The following is an 18,019-nucleotide window of genomic DNA, read 5'->3' as shown; positions in this document are numbered from 1 at the left end:
TTACTATAGGAATTTCCAATTCATAAATCACCAAATCAAATTTTAGCTATGGCTGACGAAACAAATCTTCTGTCTTTAACAACCCTAGAGTATATTCCTTATATTGATGATGCAGGCCAATTACCTGACATATTTCAAGGAAAAATAGGTGTATATGCAATATTTGACCAAAATAAATCGCTACAATTTGTCGGATATTCTCGTGATATTTATTTAAGCTTGAAACAACATTTAGTCCGTCTACCAGAACAATGTTACTGGGTGAAAGGACAAACTATTGAACGTCCCAATCGTACAGTTTTAGAAAATATTGAAAATGCCTGGATTGCCGAAAATGGAACTGTACCCACAGGAAATGGAGAGAATAAAGAAATATGGACACAACCGATCAACGTTAAAAGTATCATGACACCAGAAGAACAGATTAATTATCAAAATCCCGCTAATGATGAGTTAGCACAAATAAAAGTTATTAAGAATGTAGCACGGCGAGTTGAAGCAGAAATTTTAAAAGTTTTAGAATCCCGTGGTTTGCAAATGCAACTCCGCTTCAATCCCAAATTAAAAGAAGAAGGATTACTAGATTTAAAATCTTGAATCAGAATGCAAAAGTGAGAATTAATGGAAAATTCTTACTGGAATTGTTTGAATTTATTATTGGCAGATAGCAATAACTCTTGAGCTTTTAAATAAACAGTTGTACCTTTTTCCACCTTTTCTAATTGGTTAATAATACTGTGCAGCTGACTAATTACCCGATTACGATCCCAATTTTTGGGGTCATTAGGCATAGAAGCTACTAAGTTTTCAATTTCTTGTTGCGCTCTAGCTAAAGTTTTTACAGCATCAGCCTCAGCTTGTCGTCTGATTTTCACCTGACCCAAATTAGTCTCATAAGTTGCTAATAACTTTTGTGCTTGGGCATAACCTACTAAATCTGAGGAAGAAATCTGTTGTAAACGATTAATTGCTTCAGACCACAAATTTTCTATTTGTTGCCATTCAGTAACAGTATGCGGTGGATTTTGACCTGCTTTTGCAGCTTGCCAAGAAAATTGCTGGGCGGCGGTAATTAAAGTACTGACACGTTCATTACCTGCGGCTAATCCGACAACTTCCTGAAATTCTCGCTTGTAGCCATCTAGTTGATTTTGAGCAGTTTGGCCAGCTAAGGTTTGATCGGGAATTTCTGCTAATGTATCGAGTGCTGAACGCCAAGCTGCGATCGCTAACTTTTTATCGGTTATAGTTGTAGCTTGTTGATACTGCTGTTTAGCATTTAATAATGCTTGGTTATCATCAACCAGCAATGTTTGAGCATTTTTTTCTTGAAAAGCCTTGGCTTCTAATTGTCCTACTTGACGACGCGCCGCATTCAAACCATAAACGCTGAACCGCCATTCATACCAGCCATATTTATATTCTGGCCAATCGTTGGCTAATACAGTTGGCAAATTATTGAGATGTACTTTTGTCTGTTGCAGTTGTTCTTCACCCAACGCTAAATCGGCTGCACTAGTTGGTCTTTCAATCAAGTATTCAGCTTGTTCTAATGACACCAAGGCTTGCCGATAATGTTGTTCTATACTGATGTAACTGGGGAGCAACAACAATGGTGCATTTTGTACTACAGTCCGGCGAATCATTGGTGAAGGCTGATTCGCCACCCAAACTATACCTGCGGGAACGCCGATGAGTATTGTGATCCAGATCAGTTTACCTATACCTTTTTTAGCTTTGCCACGTTTTTGTTGAGAGGAGTTACTACGAATTTGCCCTTGTGTGGCTATTTCCTGTTCTAATTCAGCCAGGGTTTTTGGTTTTGCTGGTTGCTTTGGGGTGATAGAGGAATTAATCCCAGAGTTATTACCTACAAAAATTTTAGTAATTCTGTGTAAAAAAGCCATAAGTATATTCAATGCTGAGTTTAGTATTCCCAAACTCAGCAGGAAGCAATAAGCTGTTAAGCATTTAATTTGTACATTGAGGCCGCAGGGGGGCAGAGTGCAGGGAGCAAGGGAGAGGGTTTGCAGCTTTTATTACCATGAACATGGTGCAATTTAAATGACGATTAGCTTATCATGTTCGGTGAAATAATTATCATTAAGACCGCAGAGGAGCAGAGGAAGCAGGGGAGCGAGTTTTTCATTTATGCACAGATTTCTGGAATTATAACTAATTACCCGAACTTGATATAAAAACAAATTTTCTACTTTTATTTCCATTCACCTTGTAAAGTAAAGCCCGCCCAATAATAAGGTGAAGAATAATTCTCATCTCGCCATAATTCCAACCTCGCCTCTCGCAATGCTGCCGCAGGTGTCATTCCCTGTTTCAAGATTTTGGTATAAAATGTCCTCATTAATTTTGATGTCGCTTCATCATCCACATTCCATAAACTGACTAACACACGAGGGCTACCAGCATACATAAATCCTCTAGCTAATCCGACTAATCCTTCACCTTTGATTTCTTTACTTAAGCCAGTTTCACAAGCACTGAGGACAATTAATTCCGCAGGAAGTTTGAGATTGAAAATATCTTGTAGACGCAAAAAGCCATTTTGTAACCTTCCTTGTTGATCAAATAGTGATAGAACTACGCCAGATAAAGCTGGGTTTTCGGTATCTAAAATGCCGTGGGTGGCAAAATGTATGATGCGGTATTCACTAAGTTGAGAACTAGTAACAAAAGCACGGTTAGCAGCAAAATCTAATGCTTGCAGAGTCTGAGATTTAGGCACTAAAGCTAAAATGTTCTCTGCTTCTTGGCGAGTGAAAGATAAACGCTCAAAAGAGAAATTGGGATTGATCTGGGGAATAATTTGCTTGGGTATGGGCTGATGGATAATTCTAGTCAGGCGATCGTCATCATTGCTAAATACAGCATCTGCGATCACAGCTAAGGCTTTGGGAGGAATTTTGCGTTCTTTGTGTTCGCGCCTGATGACAGCTAGAGTAGAAGCTGATGGTATGTAAAGAATTTCGTTTGTTTCTAGCAGAGGCTTGAAGTTCTTACCTGATGTTCCGGGTTGAGGTAGGGCAGAAAATGGCAGATATTGTAAAGCACCATCACCGACAATCACCAAGCGTTTGTTTTTGATTTTTTCTGCGATCGGTTTTAACAGCGTTTGATTGAGTTTTTCCAGTACTTCGTAACTGCTAAAAGTACCTAACCCAGAGCTTGCATCTATTTTGGTGTTGGCACTGAGGCGGTAGTAACGTATTTTTAATAAATAATTAAATTGCTTAACAACTTTTTCGATATCTGCACGTTTAGGTAATTCATAGCTGCTAATACTAGTTTTACTAACCATCCACAAATAGCTGCGTTCTTCACCAAGGGCGTATTCTAACAACAGAGTATCGTCATCTAATACTTGCTGTTGAATTTCTTTGAGAGAAAGAGGTTGAGGTTGAGTTAGTGCAGCATATTTGGGACTGGTTAATCTGATTTGCGCCTGTACATCTTGATAGTCTTTGAGAAGTGCGGCCAGTTCATTTTCTAGAACTTGCGCTTGTGCTGGGGTGTATTGACCACTGGTATAAAGTTCTAAACGCCGTTTCTCGGTTGCATCCAGCCGCTGTTGCAATTTTTGTTCGGCTTCTAGTAGTTTTGGCTCTACTCCCTGGCGAATATCAGCATTAGCTTCTGTGAGTAGTTCTAACAAACTGCGAGAACGATATTTTTCACTGGTTTGTAGAGCCAAACCATCGTAACCTTGTTTTGGATATTGCTTGTGCAACTGCATTAATAAATCGTTGCAAAACTGGTAAATGGTTTGCTGCGAGGCAAAATAAGAGGTACGCAGTTGCTCGTTAGTAATTTTCGTACGTAAATTTTCGATGAGCTTGATAGCTGCTTCAATTTGAATCAGAGATTGTTTGAGGTTGCCTTGATCACGTTCTAAATAGGCAATGTTATAGAGAGTAATAGCTTCTCCAGCTTGATCCCTCATTTGTCTTCTGAGGGGCAAAGACTGATTGTAGTAAACTAGTGCTTGCTGTTTCTGTCCCAATGCAGAGTAGACACCACCAATGTTGTTAAGGCTAGTTGCAACACCTGCTTTATCACTCACTTGTTGGGATAAAGATAGGGATTGGTTGTAGTATTTGAGTGCCTGTTGTTTGTCTCCTAATGAGTCATAAACACGGCCGATGTTATTGAGCGTGACGGCTTCTCCTGTTTTATCTCCTACTTGCCGTCTTAAGGGCATCGACTGGTTATAGTATTTGAGTGCCTGTTGTTTGTCTCCTAATGAGTCGTAGACACGGCCGATGTTATTGAGAGTGACAGCTTCTCCTGTTTTATCGCCGATTTGTTGCCGCAAGGGTAGACACTGGTTGTAGTATTTGAGTGCCTGCTGTTTGTCTCCCAAAGCATTGTAGACACCGCCAATGTTGTTGAGAGTCGTTGCTTCCCCAACTTTATCGCCTACTTGTTTTGAGAGGGTTAGAGATTGGTTATAAAATGCTAAAGCCTGTTGTTTGTCTCCTAAGCCATCGTAGACACTACCAATGTTATTGAGAGTGGCAGCTTCTCCCGTTTTATCCCCGACTTGTCGTCTTAATGGTAGGGACTGATTATAGTATTGTAGTGCCTGCTGTTTGTCTGCTAGAGAGTCGTAGACACGGCCGATATTATTGAGCGTGACGGCTTGCCCGGCTTTATCACCCACTTGTCGTGATAAGACTAGAGATTGATTATAAAATGCTAGAGCCTGTTGTTTATCTCCCAATGCGTCGTAGATACCACCAATATTGTTGAGAGTGATGGCTTCTCCGGTTTTATCTCCTACTTGTCGTCTCAAGGGTAGAGATTGATCGTAGTACGACAAAGCCTGTTGTTTGTCTCCCAAGGCATCGTAAACACCACCAATATTATTGAGAGTTACTGCTTGCCCAGCTTTATCGCCTACTTGCCGTGATAATGGTAGGGATTTGTTGTAGTATGCCAGTGCTTGCTGTTTGTCTCCTAAAGCATCGTAAACACCGCCAATATTATTGAGGGTGATTGCTTCCTGGGCTTTATTGAGCATTTGTCGTGAGATTGGTAGGGATTTGTTGTAGTATGCCAGTGCTTGCTGTTTGTCTCCCAAGGCATTGTAGACACCGCCGATGTTATTGAAAGTCACTGCTTGCCCAGCCAGATCTCCTACTTGTTGTGATAAGGGTAGGGATTTGTTGTAGTATACCAGCGCTTGCTGTTTGTCTCCCAAGGCATCATAGACACCACCAATGTTGTTGAGAGTTACTGCTTGTCCAGCTATATCTCCTACTTGCTCTCTGAGAGGCAAAGATTGGTTGAAGAATACCAGTGCTTGCTGTTTGTTGCCTAGGGCATCATAAATAAAGCCAAGTTCGTTGAGCGTGATGGCTTGTTGTTTAGCATCGCCAATTTTTTGCCAGAGCTTGAAGGCGGTTTCAAATTTGGCGATCGCCTGTTTGAGGGATGTGGCTGTACCTCGTTCTAGTAATTCTTCGCCTTCTTGAAATATTTGCTCTGCGGTAGAACGGTTGACTTCTGGTGAATTTTTTTGTGGTTGTTGGGTAATTTTTAGTACAGAAAACCCAACCGCTGCTGCACCTGATTTAGTTAACATGATTATGCTGACTAAGAGAAGGAAAGAGCGAGTGGTAAACGTTGCAAAAAATCTTCTTTGCTTTTGGGGACGTTCCATTCTCTTAGCCATAGCAGCATTTTTTGACAAGAAGTTGTATCTGCTTCACTATACTTTTAGGCACAGTGCCGATTTGAATTTTTAATGAAAAAATTCGGACAAAGAGTCATCGCAATCTAGAAACCTTGCAATGCAAGGTCTCTGGAAATATGAACATTATCAAAATCAACCTTTTAATCTAAAACCCAAAACATAGTATCACCTATCTGTAAACAACCATAGTATTGCAGATTACTTCCACTCACCTTGTAAGGTAAAAGCAGCCCAATAATAAGGTGTAGAATAATCTTGCTCTTGCCATAACTCCAATTGGGCGGCTCGCAGGGCTGCCGCAGGTGTCAATTTTTGTTTGAGAATTTTGGTATAAAATTTCTGCATTAATTCTGATGTGGCTTCATCATCTACACTCCACAGACTCACTAATACACGGGGGCTACCAGCATACATAAAACCCCTTGTCAAGCCTACTAATCCTTCGCCCTTGGTTTCTTTGCCTAAGCCAGTTTCACAAGCACTGAGGACAATTAATTCAGCGGGAAGTTTGAGGTTGAAGATATCTTGCAGACGTAAAAAGCCATTTTCTAGTTTGCCTTTTTCATCAAACAATGACAGTACTACGCCTGATGATGTAGGGTTTTCGGTATCTAAAATGCCGTGGGTGGCAAGGTGGACAATGCGGTATTCACTTAGTTGAGGATTGGTAATAAAGGCGCGGTTAGCTGCAAAATCTAATGCTTGCAGAGTTTGAGGTTTGGGAATTAAAGCTAAAATTGCTTGGGCTTCTTGGCGGGTGAAGGGTAGACGGTCAAAAGAGAACTGGGAATTAGTTGCGGGAGAGACGTTTTGCATGACAATGGATTTGAGGCGATCGTCATCTTTGCTAAAAACTGGGTCTGCTAGGATTGCCAAAGTTTTTGGTGCAATTTTACGGTTTTTGTGTTCGCGCCGAATGATTGCTAGGGTAGAGGCTGAGGGTAAGCTGATAATTTCGTGTTTGGCTATGAGAGGTTGAATTTTTTTACCTACAGTTTCAGGTTGGGGTAGGGCGGCAAAGGGTAGATATTGCAAAGCACCATCACCAACAACTAGCAAGCGTTTGTTACCTAATTTATTAGCGACTGGTTGCAATAGGATTTGACTAAGTTTTGCCACTACTTCGGAACTGCGAAAAGCGCCTAAACCAGATTCTGCGCTGATGTTTATGTTGGTATTTAGATTAAAATAGCGGGTTTTTAATAGATAGTTAAACTGCTTAACGAGAATTTTTATGTCTGCGCCTTTGGGTAATTCATAACTGCTGATGCTAGTTTTGCGCACCAACCACAAATAGCTGCGTTCTTCACCGAGGGAGTATTGCAACAACAAAGTTTCATCATCAAGGATTTGTTGCTGAATTTCTTGAACGGAGGGTGTTTGAGGTTGAGTTAAGGCGGCGTAGCGGGGGCTAGTAAACCTAATTTCGGCTTGAATATCTTGATAATCTTTGACGAGAGAAGTAAATTCTGTTTCTAAGGCTTGTGCTTGTTCTGGCGTGTATTTGCCATTGTTATAAAGTTCTAAACGGCGTTTTTCAGTTGCATCAAGTCGCTGTTGTAAGTTGCGTTCGGCTGCTAATAGTTTTGGTTCTACACCTTGGCGAATATCGGCGTTTGCTTCTGTCAGGAGTTCTAATAAACTGCGGGCGCGAGATTTTTCACTGGCTTGCCAACCCTTAGCATCGTAGCCTTGGGATGGGTTTTGTTTGTGCAGTTGCATTAGTAAGTCGATGTAAAACTGGTAAACGTCTTGCTGAGAAGCGAAGTAGGAAGTACGTAGTTGTTCGTTGGTGATTTTGGTGCGTAGGTTTTCAATGAGTTCGATGGCTGCTTCAATTTGGGTAAGGGCTTGTTTAAGATTTCCTCTGTCGCGTTCTAGGTAAGCCACATTATAAAGAGTGACGGCTTCTTGCTCTTTATCCCCGACTTGCCGTGATAAGGGTAGGGACTGGTTGTAAAACTTCAGCGCCTGCTGTTTGTCTCCTAAATCGTCGTAGACACCGCCAATGTTGTTGAGGGTCACGGCTTCCTGTGCTTTATCACTAACTTGCCGTGATAAGGGTAGGGACTGGTTGTAAAACTTCAGCGCCTGCTGTTTGTCTCCTAAATCGTCGTAGACACGGCCGATGTTGTTGAGGGTGACGGCTTTCTGTGCTTTATCCCCGACTTGCTGTGATAGGGGTAGGGACTGGTTGTAAAATTTCAGCGCTTGCTGTTTGTCTCCCAAATCGTCGTAGACACCGCCAATGTTGTTGAGGGTGGTGGCTTCCCCTTTTTTATCACCAACTTGCCTTCTTAGAGGTAGGGACTGGTTGTAAAATTTCAGCGCCTGCTGTTTGTCTCCCAAATCGTCGTAGACACCGCCAATGTTGTTGAGGGTGGTGGCTTCCCCTTTTTTATCACCAACTTGCCTTCTTAGAGGTAGGGACTGGTTGTAAAATTTCAGCGCCTGCTGTTTGTCTCCCAAATCGTCGTAGACACCGCCAATGTTGTTGAGGGTGGTGGCTTCCCCTTTTTTATCACCGACTTGCCTTCTTAGGGGTAGGGACTGGTTGTAAAATTTCAGCGCCTGCTGTTTGTCTCCCAAATCGTCGTAGACACGGCCGATATTGTTGAGGGTGATGGCTTCCCCAGTTTTATCACCGACTTGCCTTCTTAGGGGTAGGGACTGGTTGTAAAATTTCAGCGCCTGCTGTTTGTCTCCTAATGCGGAGTGAATAGAACCCAGATAGCCCAGAGTGACAGCTTGCTTTCTCTCATCACCAACTTTCTGCCATAGTTTTAGAGATGCTTCAAATTTTGCGATCGCTTGTTTAAAAGATTCTGCTGTTCTTTGTTGATAAAGTTCTACACCTTCTTGAAAAACACGTTCTGCCGCAGTGCGATTTGCATCTTGTGTCTCTGTCTGTGGCTGTTGGGCAATCTTTACTACGTAATGCCTAGCCGTAGCTGTACTTGATTCGGCAAATATCATCATGCTAACCAAGAGAATAAAACTGCGACTGGTGAATGCTGCTAAAAGTTGTTTTGGCTTTTGGTGAGGCGCGATTCTCTTGGGCATAGCAGCATTTTTATACAGGTGGTTGTATGTTTTTTAATATACTTCTATGTGCTGTGATAGTTTGTGTTTTTAATGAAAGTTTTTTCTTTAACGCAGAGGCGCAGAAACGCAGAGAGTTATAAGAGAAAACAAGGTTTTTTTACAGGCGATTGATCGCAATTTCAATGTTGCATTGTAAAGTCTATCAAACCCAGCAAGTAGATTTTAATTAGGGCAATTTTGATGAACCTCTCCCCAACCCCTCTCCGACGCGGAGAGGGGCTAAAATATTCGCATTCTTAACGAAAAAATTAGCCTTTAAAGCCTCTCTCCTTGCAGGGGAGAGGTTTGGAGAGGGGTTTTATATTTGTTGAATACAAATTTAATTAACAAAATGCCATTTTGCTTTCTCATTTAGCCAAAACATTTACTCAAAATGCAATATTGCTTTCTCATTTTGGTGTTTTCCGCAAGCAAAATTTTATAATGCTTTCTCAATATCTTAAAATGCTTACTCATTTTAGTAAATCGCGTACTCATTTTAGTGTTTTCCGCAAGCAAAATGCCAAAACGCTTACTCATTATGCCAAAATGCTTTCTCATTTCAGTAAATCGCGTACTTATGAAAAATATTGCAGTGTAGCAAAAGTGATTACAGATTTGCTGGAATTTTCTCAGGCTGAAGAGTACGGATATTATTTAAGGTAAAGAATATTTACCGTACCGTATACAAAGGTATATATTATGGCTCGAAAAAAAAGAAGCTCTAAGGTATTAGAAAAAGCAGAACGTCGCGCATCTGGCATAAATTCAATAGATGCTTATTTAGATTTAGGCAATGGACTTTCTTTACCTGCCTACTCAAATCTGATAGAAAAAATGCGTACAAGAGAAAATTTATACAACTCTGCTCTTTCCAGTCTAGATAAGTTATATCGAGAAATGCTAGAAACTGAGGGCGAGTTGGCAGACATGACAGAACACATGCTGGTAGGAGTTGCGGCTCGATTTGGCAAAAGCAGTGCAGAATACGGTATGGCGGGGGGAGTTCCAAAAAACCAGCGCAACAAAAAACGGCGCGGCGAATCTTTAAATTCTAGTTCTGAGCAACCGTCGTTTGTTTCTAATGTCAACAATCAAAATGGTAATAAAACAACGGTAACGAGTTAGAGGAATTTAATCAAGAAAAAAATGGCGATCGCTCGTTCCGGCAAAAAGGGTGCGATCGCCTTTATTCTGTCTTAATATTAAAGTATTAAATTATACATAACAATATAAATTCAAAGATTCTTATTAAGAATGTTCTAGATTTAAAGAACATAAATTATTTCTATCATTACAAAAATTCCAGAGTAGAAATAACATAGTGATAAATAGATAAATTAAAAAAAATACAATATCTAAAAGATGTAAAATATTGCAGACAAATGCCTACAAATACTCTATGCGTCGAGACTCAATCTTTTACAAACTATTTCAACAATCGCCTACCTTGTTGTTTCAATTACTAGTTGAACCGCCAAGCAATGCAGAAGCTTACCGATTTGATTCAGTAGCAGTCAAAGAACCCAAATTTGAAATTGATGGCGTTGTCTTGAAAAGTTTTGTGGAAGGAAACCTTCCCCACAAACTTTTCGCTTTCTGCCACCAGAAAATCAAGGTGCAGGAGTTGTTTATTTCTGTGAGGTGCAATTTCAAACAGATGAACAGCTTTACGAACGAGTATTTGCCGAATCTGCACTCTATTTTTATCGCAACCGCGCCAGATTTTGCGATTGGCAAGCGGTGATCATTTATCCATCGCGTAATATTGAACAAACCGACATTCATCCTCATCGCTCATTACTCAATGGTGGGCAAGTACATCGAATATATTTAGATGAATTAGGAAATATTCGCTCTTTACCGATATGGGTGGCGCTGATGGTACTAACAACTGTAGAAGAAAACCAAGCACCAGAAGAAGCTAGGTATTTGTTAACCAGAACTCGCCAAGAAACAACTGAGCCAGCCAGTCGCGCCATAATAGAGATAATTCTCACGATTATGGTGTACAAATTTGAACAATTAAGCAGAAAGGAGGTTGAATCTATGTTGGGAATTACACTCAAGGAAACAAGAGTTTACCGAGAGATTAAAGAAGAAGGGCGCGAAGAAGGACGGGAAGAAGGACGAGAGGAAGCAACAGTCAATCTAATTATTCGACTGCTAACTAAGCGCTTTGGCGTACTATCTGAGGAAATGCGCGCCTCAATTGCTGCTTTGCCTTTGCCTGTTCTAGAAGAATTGAGCGAAGCATTGTTAGATTTTCTAAGTTTAGCTGATTTACAAACTTGGCTAGACAAGTAATACAGCACAAGTCAGCATCAGAATAGTTTTAATTCAACATTTTCAAGTCAATTCTTGACCAATTCAGTAAACTGACCTATATATATACTCTCGTTATCTCACTCAGGAACATTATCTGCCTGGACATCGTGATGTACATTTAAATATGGCGGACATATTGAACTGTTCATGACATCCATTCTGCTAAATAATCGCTATCAAGTTATCCAGGTACTCGGTGCTGGTGGATTTGGGGAAACTTTTTTGGCAGAAGATACTCACATGCCTTCTCGCCGTCGCTGTGTCATCAAGCAACTCAAGCCAATTGCTAATGATCCTCAAACTTACGAATTGATTCAGCAACGTTTTGAAAGGGAAGCAGCCACTTTAGAGTATCTGGGGGAAAGTAGTGACCAAATACCCAGACTCCACGCCTATTTTTCAGAGAATGGATTATTTTATCTGGTACAAGAATGGATTCACGGTGAAACGTTAACTCATCTTGTGGAAACTAGAGGATGCCAAAGTGAAGCTACAGTCAGAGAAATTCTCTTGAGTCTGCTATCAATATTAGATTATGTACATAGCAAGGGCATCATTCACCGCGATATCAAACCAGATAATATTATTCTGCGCTCTGTTGATAGCCAGCCTGTCTTGATTGATTTCGGTGCAGTCAAAGAAACGATTCGCACAGTAATGAGTAAACCTGGATATCCGACTCAATCTATGGTGATTGGTACGCCTGGATATATGCCTAGTGAACAAGCAATTGGACGACCAATTTACGCTACAGATATTTATAGTTTAGGCTTAACAGCTATTTATTTATTGACTGGCAAACAGCCTTCAGAATTACCAACTAATCAACAAACTGGGGAGATTCTCTGGCAGAATGAAGCACCGTCGGTTTCGCCACAACTAGCGACAGTGCTAAATCAGGCAATTAAACCTCAAGCGAGCGATCGCTACAGCACTGCGAGTAAAATGCTTTATGCTTTAAACTCTACAACTAATCTGACTCAATCCCCTACTATCAATTTTCGTCCAACTGAAGCTGCATCAACGCAGCAAACCCAGGCTGTTTCTCCCCCTCCCAGCATTCCACCGCGAAATCCCCAAAAACCTATATGGATATTGGGTGGGTTAATTGTCGCTGGTTTAATTGCTGGAATTGGAATTTCTCGCTTGACTCGTCCGCAATCATCCGAAGTACCCATCGTTACAAACTCTGAGTCTCCAGCAGATCCTACCCCACCTTTAACAGGTAATGAACAATCTGCTTCTCCACCCATAGCACCTTCGGTGACACCTAGCACACCCCCACAGCAGCCAAGAATTTCTGCTCCTTTATCCGCTAACAATGACGCTACAGATTCTAACTCTGCAAATGAATCTCCAGTAATTACCGATGACCAGCCTGTAATTACAGATACAGATAATTCAACAGCCAGATCAGAGGCTCAACCTACTGTCATTCCTACAAGAGAAGCACCTGCAATACAACCAGACAAGCCAGATAACAAAAAAAAAGTAAGTACAACAAGCGGTCTCAGCGTTCCCGCATTTCCTACAGGCACAAACAGAAGCACCGTAGAAGCCACTCTCGGAAGAAAAAGTAGAGATTACAAGGGTTTGTGGGGTAATACTCGCGCTGTTACTTATAAAGTTGTTCCCAATCAAATCGACTTGGGCTATCTCTTTGATCGTAATTCTGGAAGGTTAGTGCAAACTGAGGCTGCTTTTAATCAATCAGTCAATCCAGAAGTGATGCAAAATACGTTAAGAGGAATGCTTAATGGTCAAGTCACTCCTGAAATTCAGCAAGGACTAAAACAAATTCAACAGCGTCAGAAAGATGATTTTAGTGTGGATCTAGGTTCTGTCAAAGTACAAATTGTCCGCCAAAATTGTGATTTTATTTATATCAGTATTTGGGAAGGAAATTTACATCCGATTGGCAACCCATCGGCGGCGAAACAGTGTTCTTAATTCCACCCAGGGGCTAGAGACTAGAGATGATTATTTTTCATTCACTCAGCACTTAGCACTAAAACGGATAAACTGGCAATGTAAAGTGGAACCATGCGCCACCGTTGGGACTGGAATCTACCCAAATCTGGCCGTAATGCGCTCGCACAATCCGCTGGCATAAACAAAGACCAATACCATATCCGTCTGTACTTTGATCTCTTTGCAGGCGGAAGTGATTTTCAAAAATCAGATCACGACTTTCGAGGGGAATACCAGGGCCAGTGTCACCGATACTAAACTGAATTTTTTGAGTGGTGCGGTGCAATCCGGCAACGGAAATTTTACCCCCATAAGGTGTATATTTAATTGCATTATCTAAGAGGTTCACCAATACTTGGCGGATGCGCTCTGGATCGGCATAGACGCAAGGTAGATCTGAAGGTATATCTGTTTCTAGTGTTTGGGATTTGGCTGTGTAGCGATCGCGCAATTCCTCTAACACCTCTAAACAGAGTTGTCCTAGTTCGATTTTTTGAGGTATAATCGGCAACTCTTTATCGCTACCTCTACCTACCTGTAAGAGATCGGCAATTAACCGATCAATAATCTTGGCTTGAGTCCGAGCTTGTTTTAACAAATGCGCGGCCATTGCTGGTTTCAAGCGCTGAAATGCGCCTGCTTCTATATTGTAATTAGCTTGAAGGGTTTCAATAGCGATCGCCGCAGCGGTTAAAGGATTCCGCAGGTCGTGAGCCAACATCGCTATGACTCGGTCTTTGAATTGTAGCTGTTCTTGCAGTCTTTCTTTTTCTTGTTTCAAATGAAAAATTTCATCTGAGAGCTTGATTAGTTCTGCGGAAACTGCAACTGAATTAATTGTAGATTTAGGCGGTGACACCCGACCATTGTCATCTATACGTTCTTGAAAATCTTCTTGCAATTTTAAATAAGCATCTACAGCAGTTTGCCAGCGCGGCCACCAGTTTTTTAATTGGGCAATAATATTACTTCCAGCAAGAACTTGCTTGGGTTCTGGGTGGATTTTGATTAATGCTGGCGTAGCTACTAACTTAAAATGTTCTGCGAGATAAGGTTGTTGCCCGACATCAATAATTTGAACCTCAAAGTTATATTCTGCCTGCAATTCTTTTAAGTAAGCACGTATTCGCTGTACTTGTTGTCGAGACTGGGGTCTGCCATCGACAAACAACAATAACTGGAGAGGAGCCTCAAAATAAGTAGGCTGATCCTGGGAAACTTGCATGTAATCGTGTTTCAGCACTGGTAACAACCTGGCGACGCTTTGCAGAAGATAAAATAGACTAACGGTTGTCGATGGTCGTTGTTCTTATTAATTTAATATCTATTTTAGATTTTTCATACTCCTATCTGCTCTGGGTTTTTGATGTAAGATACATCTTTTTTAACCTTTTGCTTGCTTTTTAGCTAACTTGCTGCTCAAGCAACAACTTATTTCTCAGTATAAGTGCGTGTCTAAGTCTGACCACAATGTAGTATCAGGGTTAACTGATGAAAACTTTTATACTAAAAAAAGCCGTTTGATGCAGTAGTAGGTTAATTTAGCGACTTTTACTCAGTCGGCTATTAATGAACTAGATGCCAATACTCAGCCTTTTAACTGAGAATGATTAACTCTCTCAGTCAAATTATGAAATCTGTGCTTAACTATCAGCAGGTCGGTATAGGTTTCAAGCCGATTTTTTCAGAACAGCTTCTCCGTCACTTAAGCAGATTACTCAGCTACAGTCACAAATGTACTGCTTTTTGTCAACTTTTAGTAAGGATTTAGGCAAAATTCCTAAATACAAAGTTAATCGCGCTCTCAATAATATGAATGGGTATAAATTTGGCAACCTACTAATTGTTGCTTGTGAATGCCAATGAGATTTATTCTCTTGTTAACCCTTATATAACTTTTCCATCCTTCTCAAAACTGTGACAGTTTTTGAGAGTATGGGAAATTGATTTAGTGAGCAGCACCGCAAAACATCAAAATTTGTGACAACAGCATTTTCTCCACTTCTACTATCAAGTTTTTGTCTGCAATGCAAAAACAGTCATAGCCAAATACTTACTATTTTGATAACTGCGATCGCATTACCAAAAGTAGCAGTTTTTACTTTTACAAATGCTCAGAGTTTATTGATAGTAGAGTTAAGGGCATCTTTCCTTATATTCTCTTGATAGAACTTGAGGAAATGGCTACCAGACTTAACAGCTTTACTGAAATAATCGATTCTCAAAAAACGCAAGTTTATATCCAGTTTTTGGCATGATCCAAGACTGGCATTTTTTGCTTTTTTCTATGTTTCAGCCTAACAAACTTGACTGAATGTTGTCCAGAATCAATGTAAAACTGAATTCGCTAGAGTTAGCTTTTTGTTTTTTAGATGTTCCTAAGTGATGATGTATTTCTCAGTTTAGCACTGTGCAGCAGCGATGGAAACTAATTTTATTTGGCGTATGTAGGACAAGATTACAATCTTGCAGATGATTCAAATAAATTTCACTAGCCATCATGAAATTCATATTTGAAATTAGTAATTGAGAGTTTTATCATTAGTGACTCTTTCTTCTATGTAAAAAAGTTATCTAATCGTGCAATGTGACATCAGCAAGACCACAATAGCAGTCCGATTTAATTTTTGAACAAATCTCAGTAAAGGCGTAAGCTTCACCTTCCCCCAGAGTACAGACGTTCGCCTTTAACTTTAGTAATCCATATCAATAATACCAACTCTCTAAAATGAGGTAACACATTCAAACCCCGAAAACCATGCCATATCTGACTTTCTTAATTACGAATTGGTATAACCCACCTGCGTGTACAAGTTGTGACCAACCCCTTCGAGGTAGGGAATAGAGAACACTTAACACTTTTGTGATTTAAAAAAGTTTTTTGCCTGTTCCCTCTTGGCACAAAACCCCTTGGATCTAAATCCTGCTGGTACGCTATCGCGAACGCTCAAAACTAGTCTGTTCCCTGTTCCCTTTTAATCAGAGTTTTTAGCAAAATTGTTTATTTACGTGTCTGATTACGAAACTTAGAGGATTATTTGCTAGTCATCCGTTATAGTTTTGCTTGGGATGGACGGTTATCTAGCTGTCACATCTAACCCTTCTTAGCCAACTATAATTCAGCAGATCACAGACACAAAAATGAAACATCAAGGTTTTCATTTTTCTTCCGTAAAAAATATTTATTTTCTTTCTGGAAGAAACCTTAAATTTAATTTATCCTTAAAAGCCGGGCTGACAGCTTTGTTAGTAGCTGCAACTGGTTCTACATTATTGGTGGGTACAGCAAATGGTGGCGCTTCGCCCAACGTTGTGGCGCAAGCACCAGCAACTGCAAAGGTAATTTATGTCAACCCAACAACTGGTCAAAACAATACAGGTGCGGGTGCAACAGCAGCAGCACCTTACAAAACAATTAGCTTCGCCCTGACTCAAGCTCAACCAGGTACAGTTATTCGGCTTGCGCCTGGAACTTATAATCAAGAGGCTGGGGAAACATTTCCGCTGTTGCTCAAATCAGGAGTGACAATTCAGGGTGATGAACCAAGCAAAGGTCAAGGCGTAATTATTACTGGCGCAGGTTTTTACACTAGCCGGACTTTTGCAAGACAAGAAATCACCATCTTGGCTGATAATGATAGTGCGATCGCAGGTGTCACTGTAATTAACCCAACTCAACGTGGTACAGGTATTTGGGTAGAATCGACTAATCCCACTATCCAAAACAGCACTTTTACCAACAATGGTAGAGAGGGTGTATTTGTCACGGGTACAGGAAATCCGACCATCGAAGGCAATATTTTTGTCCAAAACAAAGGTAATGGGATTTCTCTAGCTAGAGCGGCTCAAGGCATAGTCAGAAATAACTTATTTCAAGATACAGGTTTTGGTTTAGCGATCGGTGGTACTTCCACAACTTTAGTTGAAGGAAACCAAATCATCCAAAACCAAGACGGGTTGTTTATTTCCGACTCCGCTAAACCTTTACTCCGCAAGAATGTCATTCAAAATAATAAGCGAGATGGGGTAGTCGCCATTACCACAGCGGAACCTAACCTGGGTACTAATGAAAATCCCGGTGGTAATCTCATTCGCGGTAATACTCGTTATGACGTAAACAACGCCACTAAAACTAGTACCATCGTGGCTGTTGGTAATGATGTTGATCAGAAAAAAATCTTTGGGAAAGTAGATTTTGTTGCAGCTACAGTTGAACCACCAGCAGGCGGTGCTGTGGCCTTTAAAGATGTACCCAGCAATTTTTGGGCAAAAAGCTATATTGAAGCTTTAGCCTCACAAAATATTATTGCGGGCTTTCCTGATGGTACATTTAAACCCAATGAACCTGTAACTCGCGCCCAGTTTGCCACAATTATCACTAAAGCTTTAAATCCATCAGCTAAACGTAGTGCTATCAACTTTCAAGACGTTCCTAGCAATTTTTGGGCTTTCGCTGCCATCAAATCTGCTTATCAAAGCCAATTTGTCTCCGGCTATCCCGATGGAACTTTTAAACCACAGCAACAAATTCCCAGAGTGCAAGCCTTAGTAGCCTTAGCCAATGGTTTAGGCTTAACCGCCAATAATCAAAATATTATTGGATTCTATAATGATGCAGCGCAAATTCCTAACTATGCAGTGGGCCCAGTTGCTGCGGCTACTTCACGCCAATTAGTGATTAACTATCCCACTGTTAAGCAGCTTGATCCTAATCGCCAAGCAACTAGAGCCGAAGTCGCGGCTTTTGTTTACCAAGCACTAGTTAACGCTGGACGCGCTCAACCAATTAACTCACCTTATTTGGTAACAGTTCAGTAAAATTCTTTATTGAAACTGGGTGTAAGGGTAAAAGGGTATGGGGTGTAAGGGTTTTGCATAAATACACCCCTATGCCCCTATACTCTTTCACCCTTTTATTGCGTA

Annotated in this window: 9 protein-coding genes and 1 pseudogene; 6 read left to right on the top strand and 4 right to left on the bottom strand. The window is 40.7% G+C overall.

The genetic code is table 11. The features are described from left to right. Positions 1-48 precede the first annotated feature (48 nt). Positions 49-597, top strand: a complete 549-nt coding sequence (locus tag AC504W_RS19645; RefSeq protein WP_494873918.1) for a GIY-YIG nuclease family protein — start codon at positions 49-51, stop codon at positions 595-597. Between the two features lie 35 nt (positions 598-632). Here AC504W_RS19645 and AC504W_RS19640 read toward each other — a convergent pair whose 3' ends face one another. The 3 genes from AC504W_RS19640 to AC504W_RS19630 all read right to left on the bottom strand — a co-directional run bounded on the left by AC504W_RS19640 (position 633) and on the right by AC504W_RS19630 (position 8,776). Further along, positions 633-1,907, bottom strand: a complete 1,275-nt coding sequence (locus AC504W_RS19640; protein WP_494879391.1) for a hypothetical protein — start codon at positions 1,905-1,907, stop codon at positions 633-635. Between the two features lie 308 nt (positions 1,908-2,215). Beyond that, entirely contained in the window at positions 2,216-5,602 is a 3,387-nt protein-coding gene (locus AC504W_RS19635) for a CHAT domain-containing tetratricopeptide repeat protein (RefSeq protein ID WP_494873916.1), read from the bottom strand. Between the two features lie 309 nt (positions 5,603-5,911). Next, entirely contained in the window at positions 5,912-8,776 is a 2,865-nt protein-coding gene (locus AC504W_RS19630; protein WP_494873915.1) for a CHAT domain-containing protein, read from the bottom strand. Positions 8,777-9,157: 381 nt separating this feature from the next. Between AC504W_RS19630 and AC504W_RS19625 the strand changes: the two genes are divergently transcribed. The 4 genes and pseudogenes from AC504W_RS19625 (at position 9,158) to AC504W_RS19610 (ending at position 13,075) form a co-directional block, all read left to right on the top strand. Further along, positions 9,158-9,463, top strand: a complete 306-nt coding sequence (locus AC504W_RS19625; RefSeq protein ID WP_494873913.1) for a hypothetical protein — start codon at positions 9,158-9,160, stop codon at positions 9,461-9,463. 36 nt (positions 9,464-9,499) lie between these two features. Beyond that, entirely contained in the window at positions 9,500-9,925 is a 426-nt protein-coding gene (locus AC504W_RS19620; RefSeq protein WP_494873912.1) for a hypothetical protein, read from the top strand. A 274-nt stretch (positions 9,926-10,199) separates the two neighbouring features. Continuing rightward, positions 10,200-11,104, top strand: a pseudogene (locus AC504W_RS19615) (Rpn family recombination-promoting nuclease/putative transposase). Positions 11,105-11,272: 168 nt separating this feature from the next. Next, a complete protein-coding gene (locus AC504W_RS19610) occupies positions 11,273-13,075 on the top strand; it encodes a protein kinase domain-containing protein (protein WP_494873911.1) in 1,803 nt (600 codons plus the stop codon). 58 nt (positions 13,076-13,133) lie between these two features. Here AC504W_RS19610 and AC504W_RS19605 read toward each other — a convergent pair whose 3' ends face one another. Continuing rightward, positions 13,134-14,339 (bottom strand): histidine kinase, encoded by a 1,206-nt coding sequence (locus AC504W_RS19605; protein WP_494873910.1) that lies wholly within the window; start codon positions 14,337-14,339, stop codon positions 13,134-13,136. Between the two features lie 1,898 nt (positions 14,340-16,237). On the opposite strand from AC504W_RS19605, the gene AC504W_RS19600 reads away from it, so the two are divergent. Next, positions 16,238-17,914, top strand: a complete 1,677-nt coding sequence (locus AC504W_RS19600) for a DUF1565 domain-containing protein (protein ID WP_494873909.1) — start codon at positions 16,238-16,240, stop codon at positions 17,912-17,914. Positions 17,915-18,019 lie beyond the last annotated feature (105 nt).

Source organism: Nostoc sp. C96, assembly GCF_059384975.1.
The sequence above is the reverse complement of the archived record's forward strand: the minus strand, read 5'-3'. Positions and strand labels throughout refer to the sequence as shown.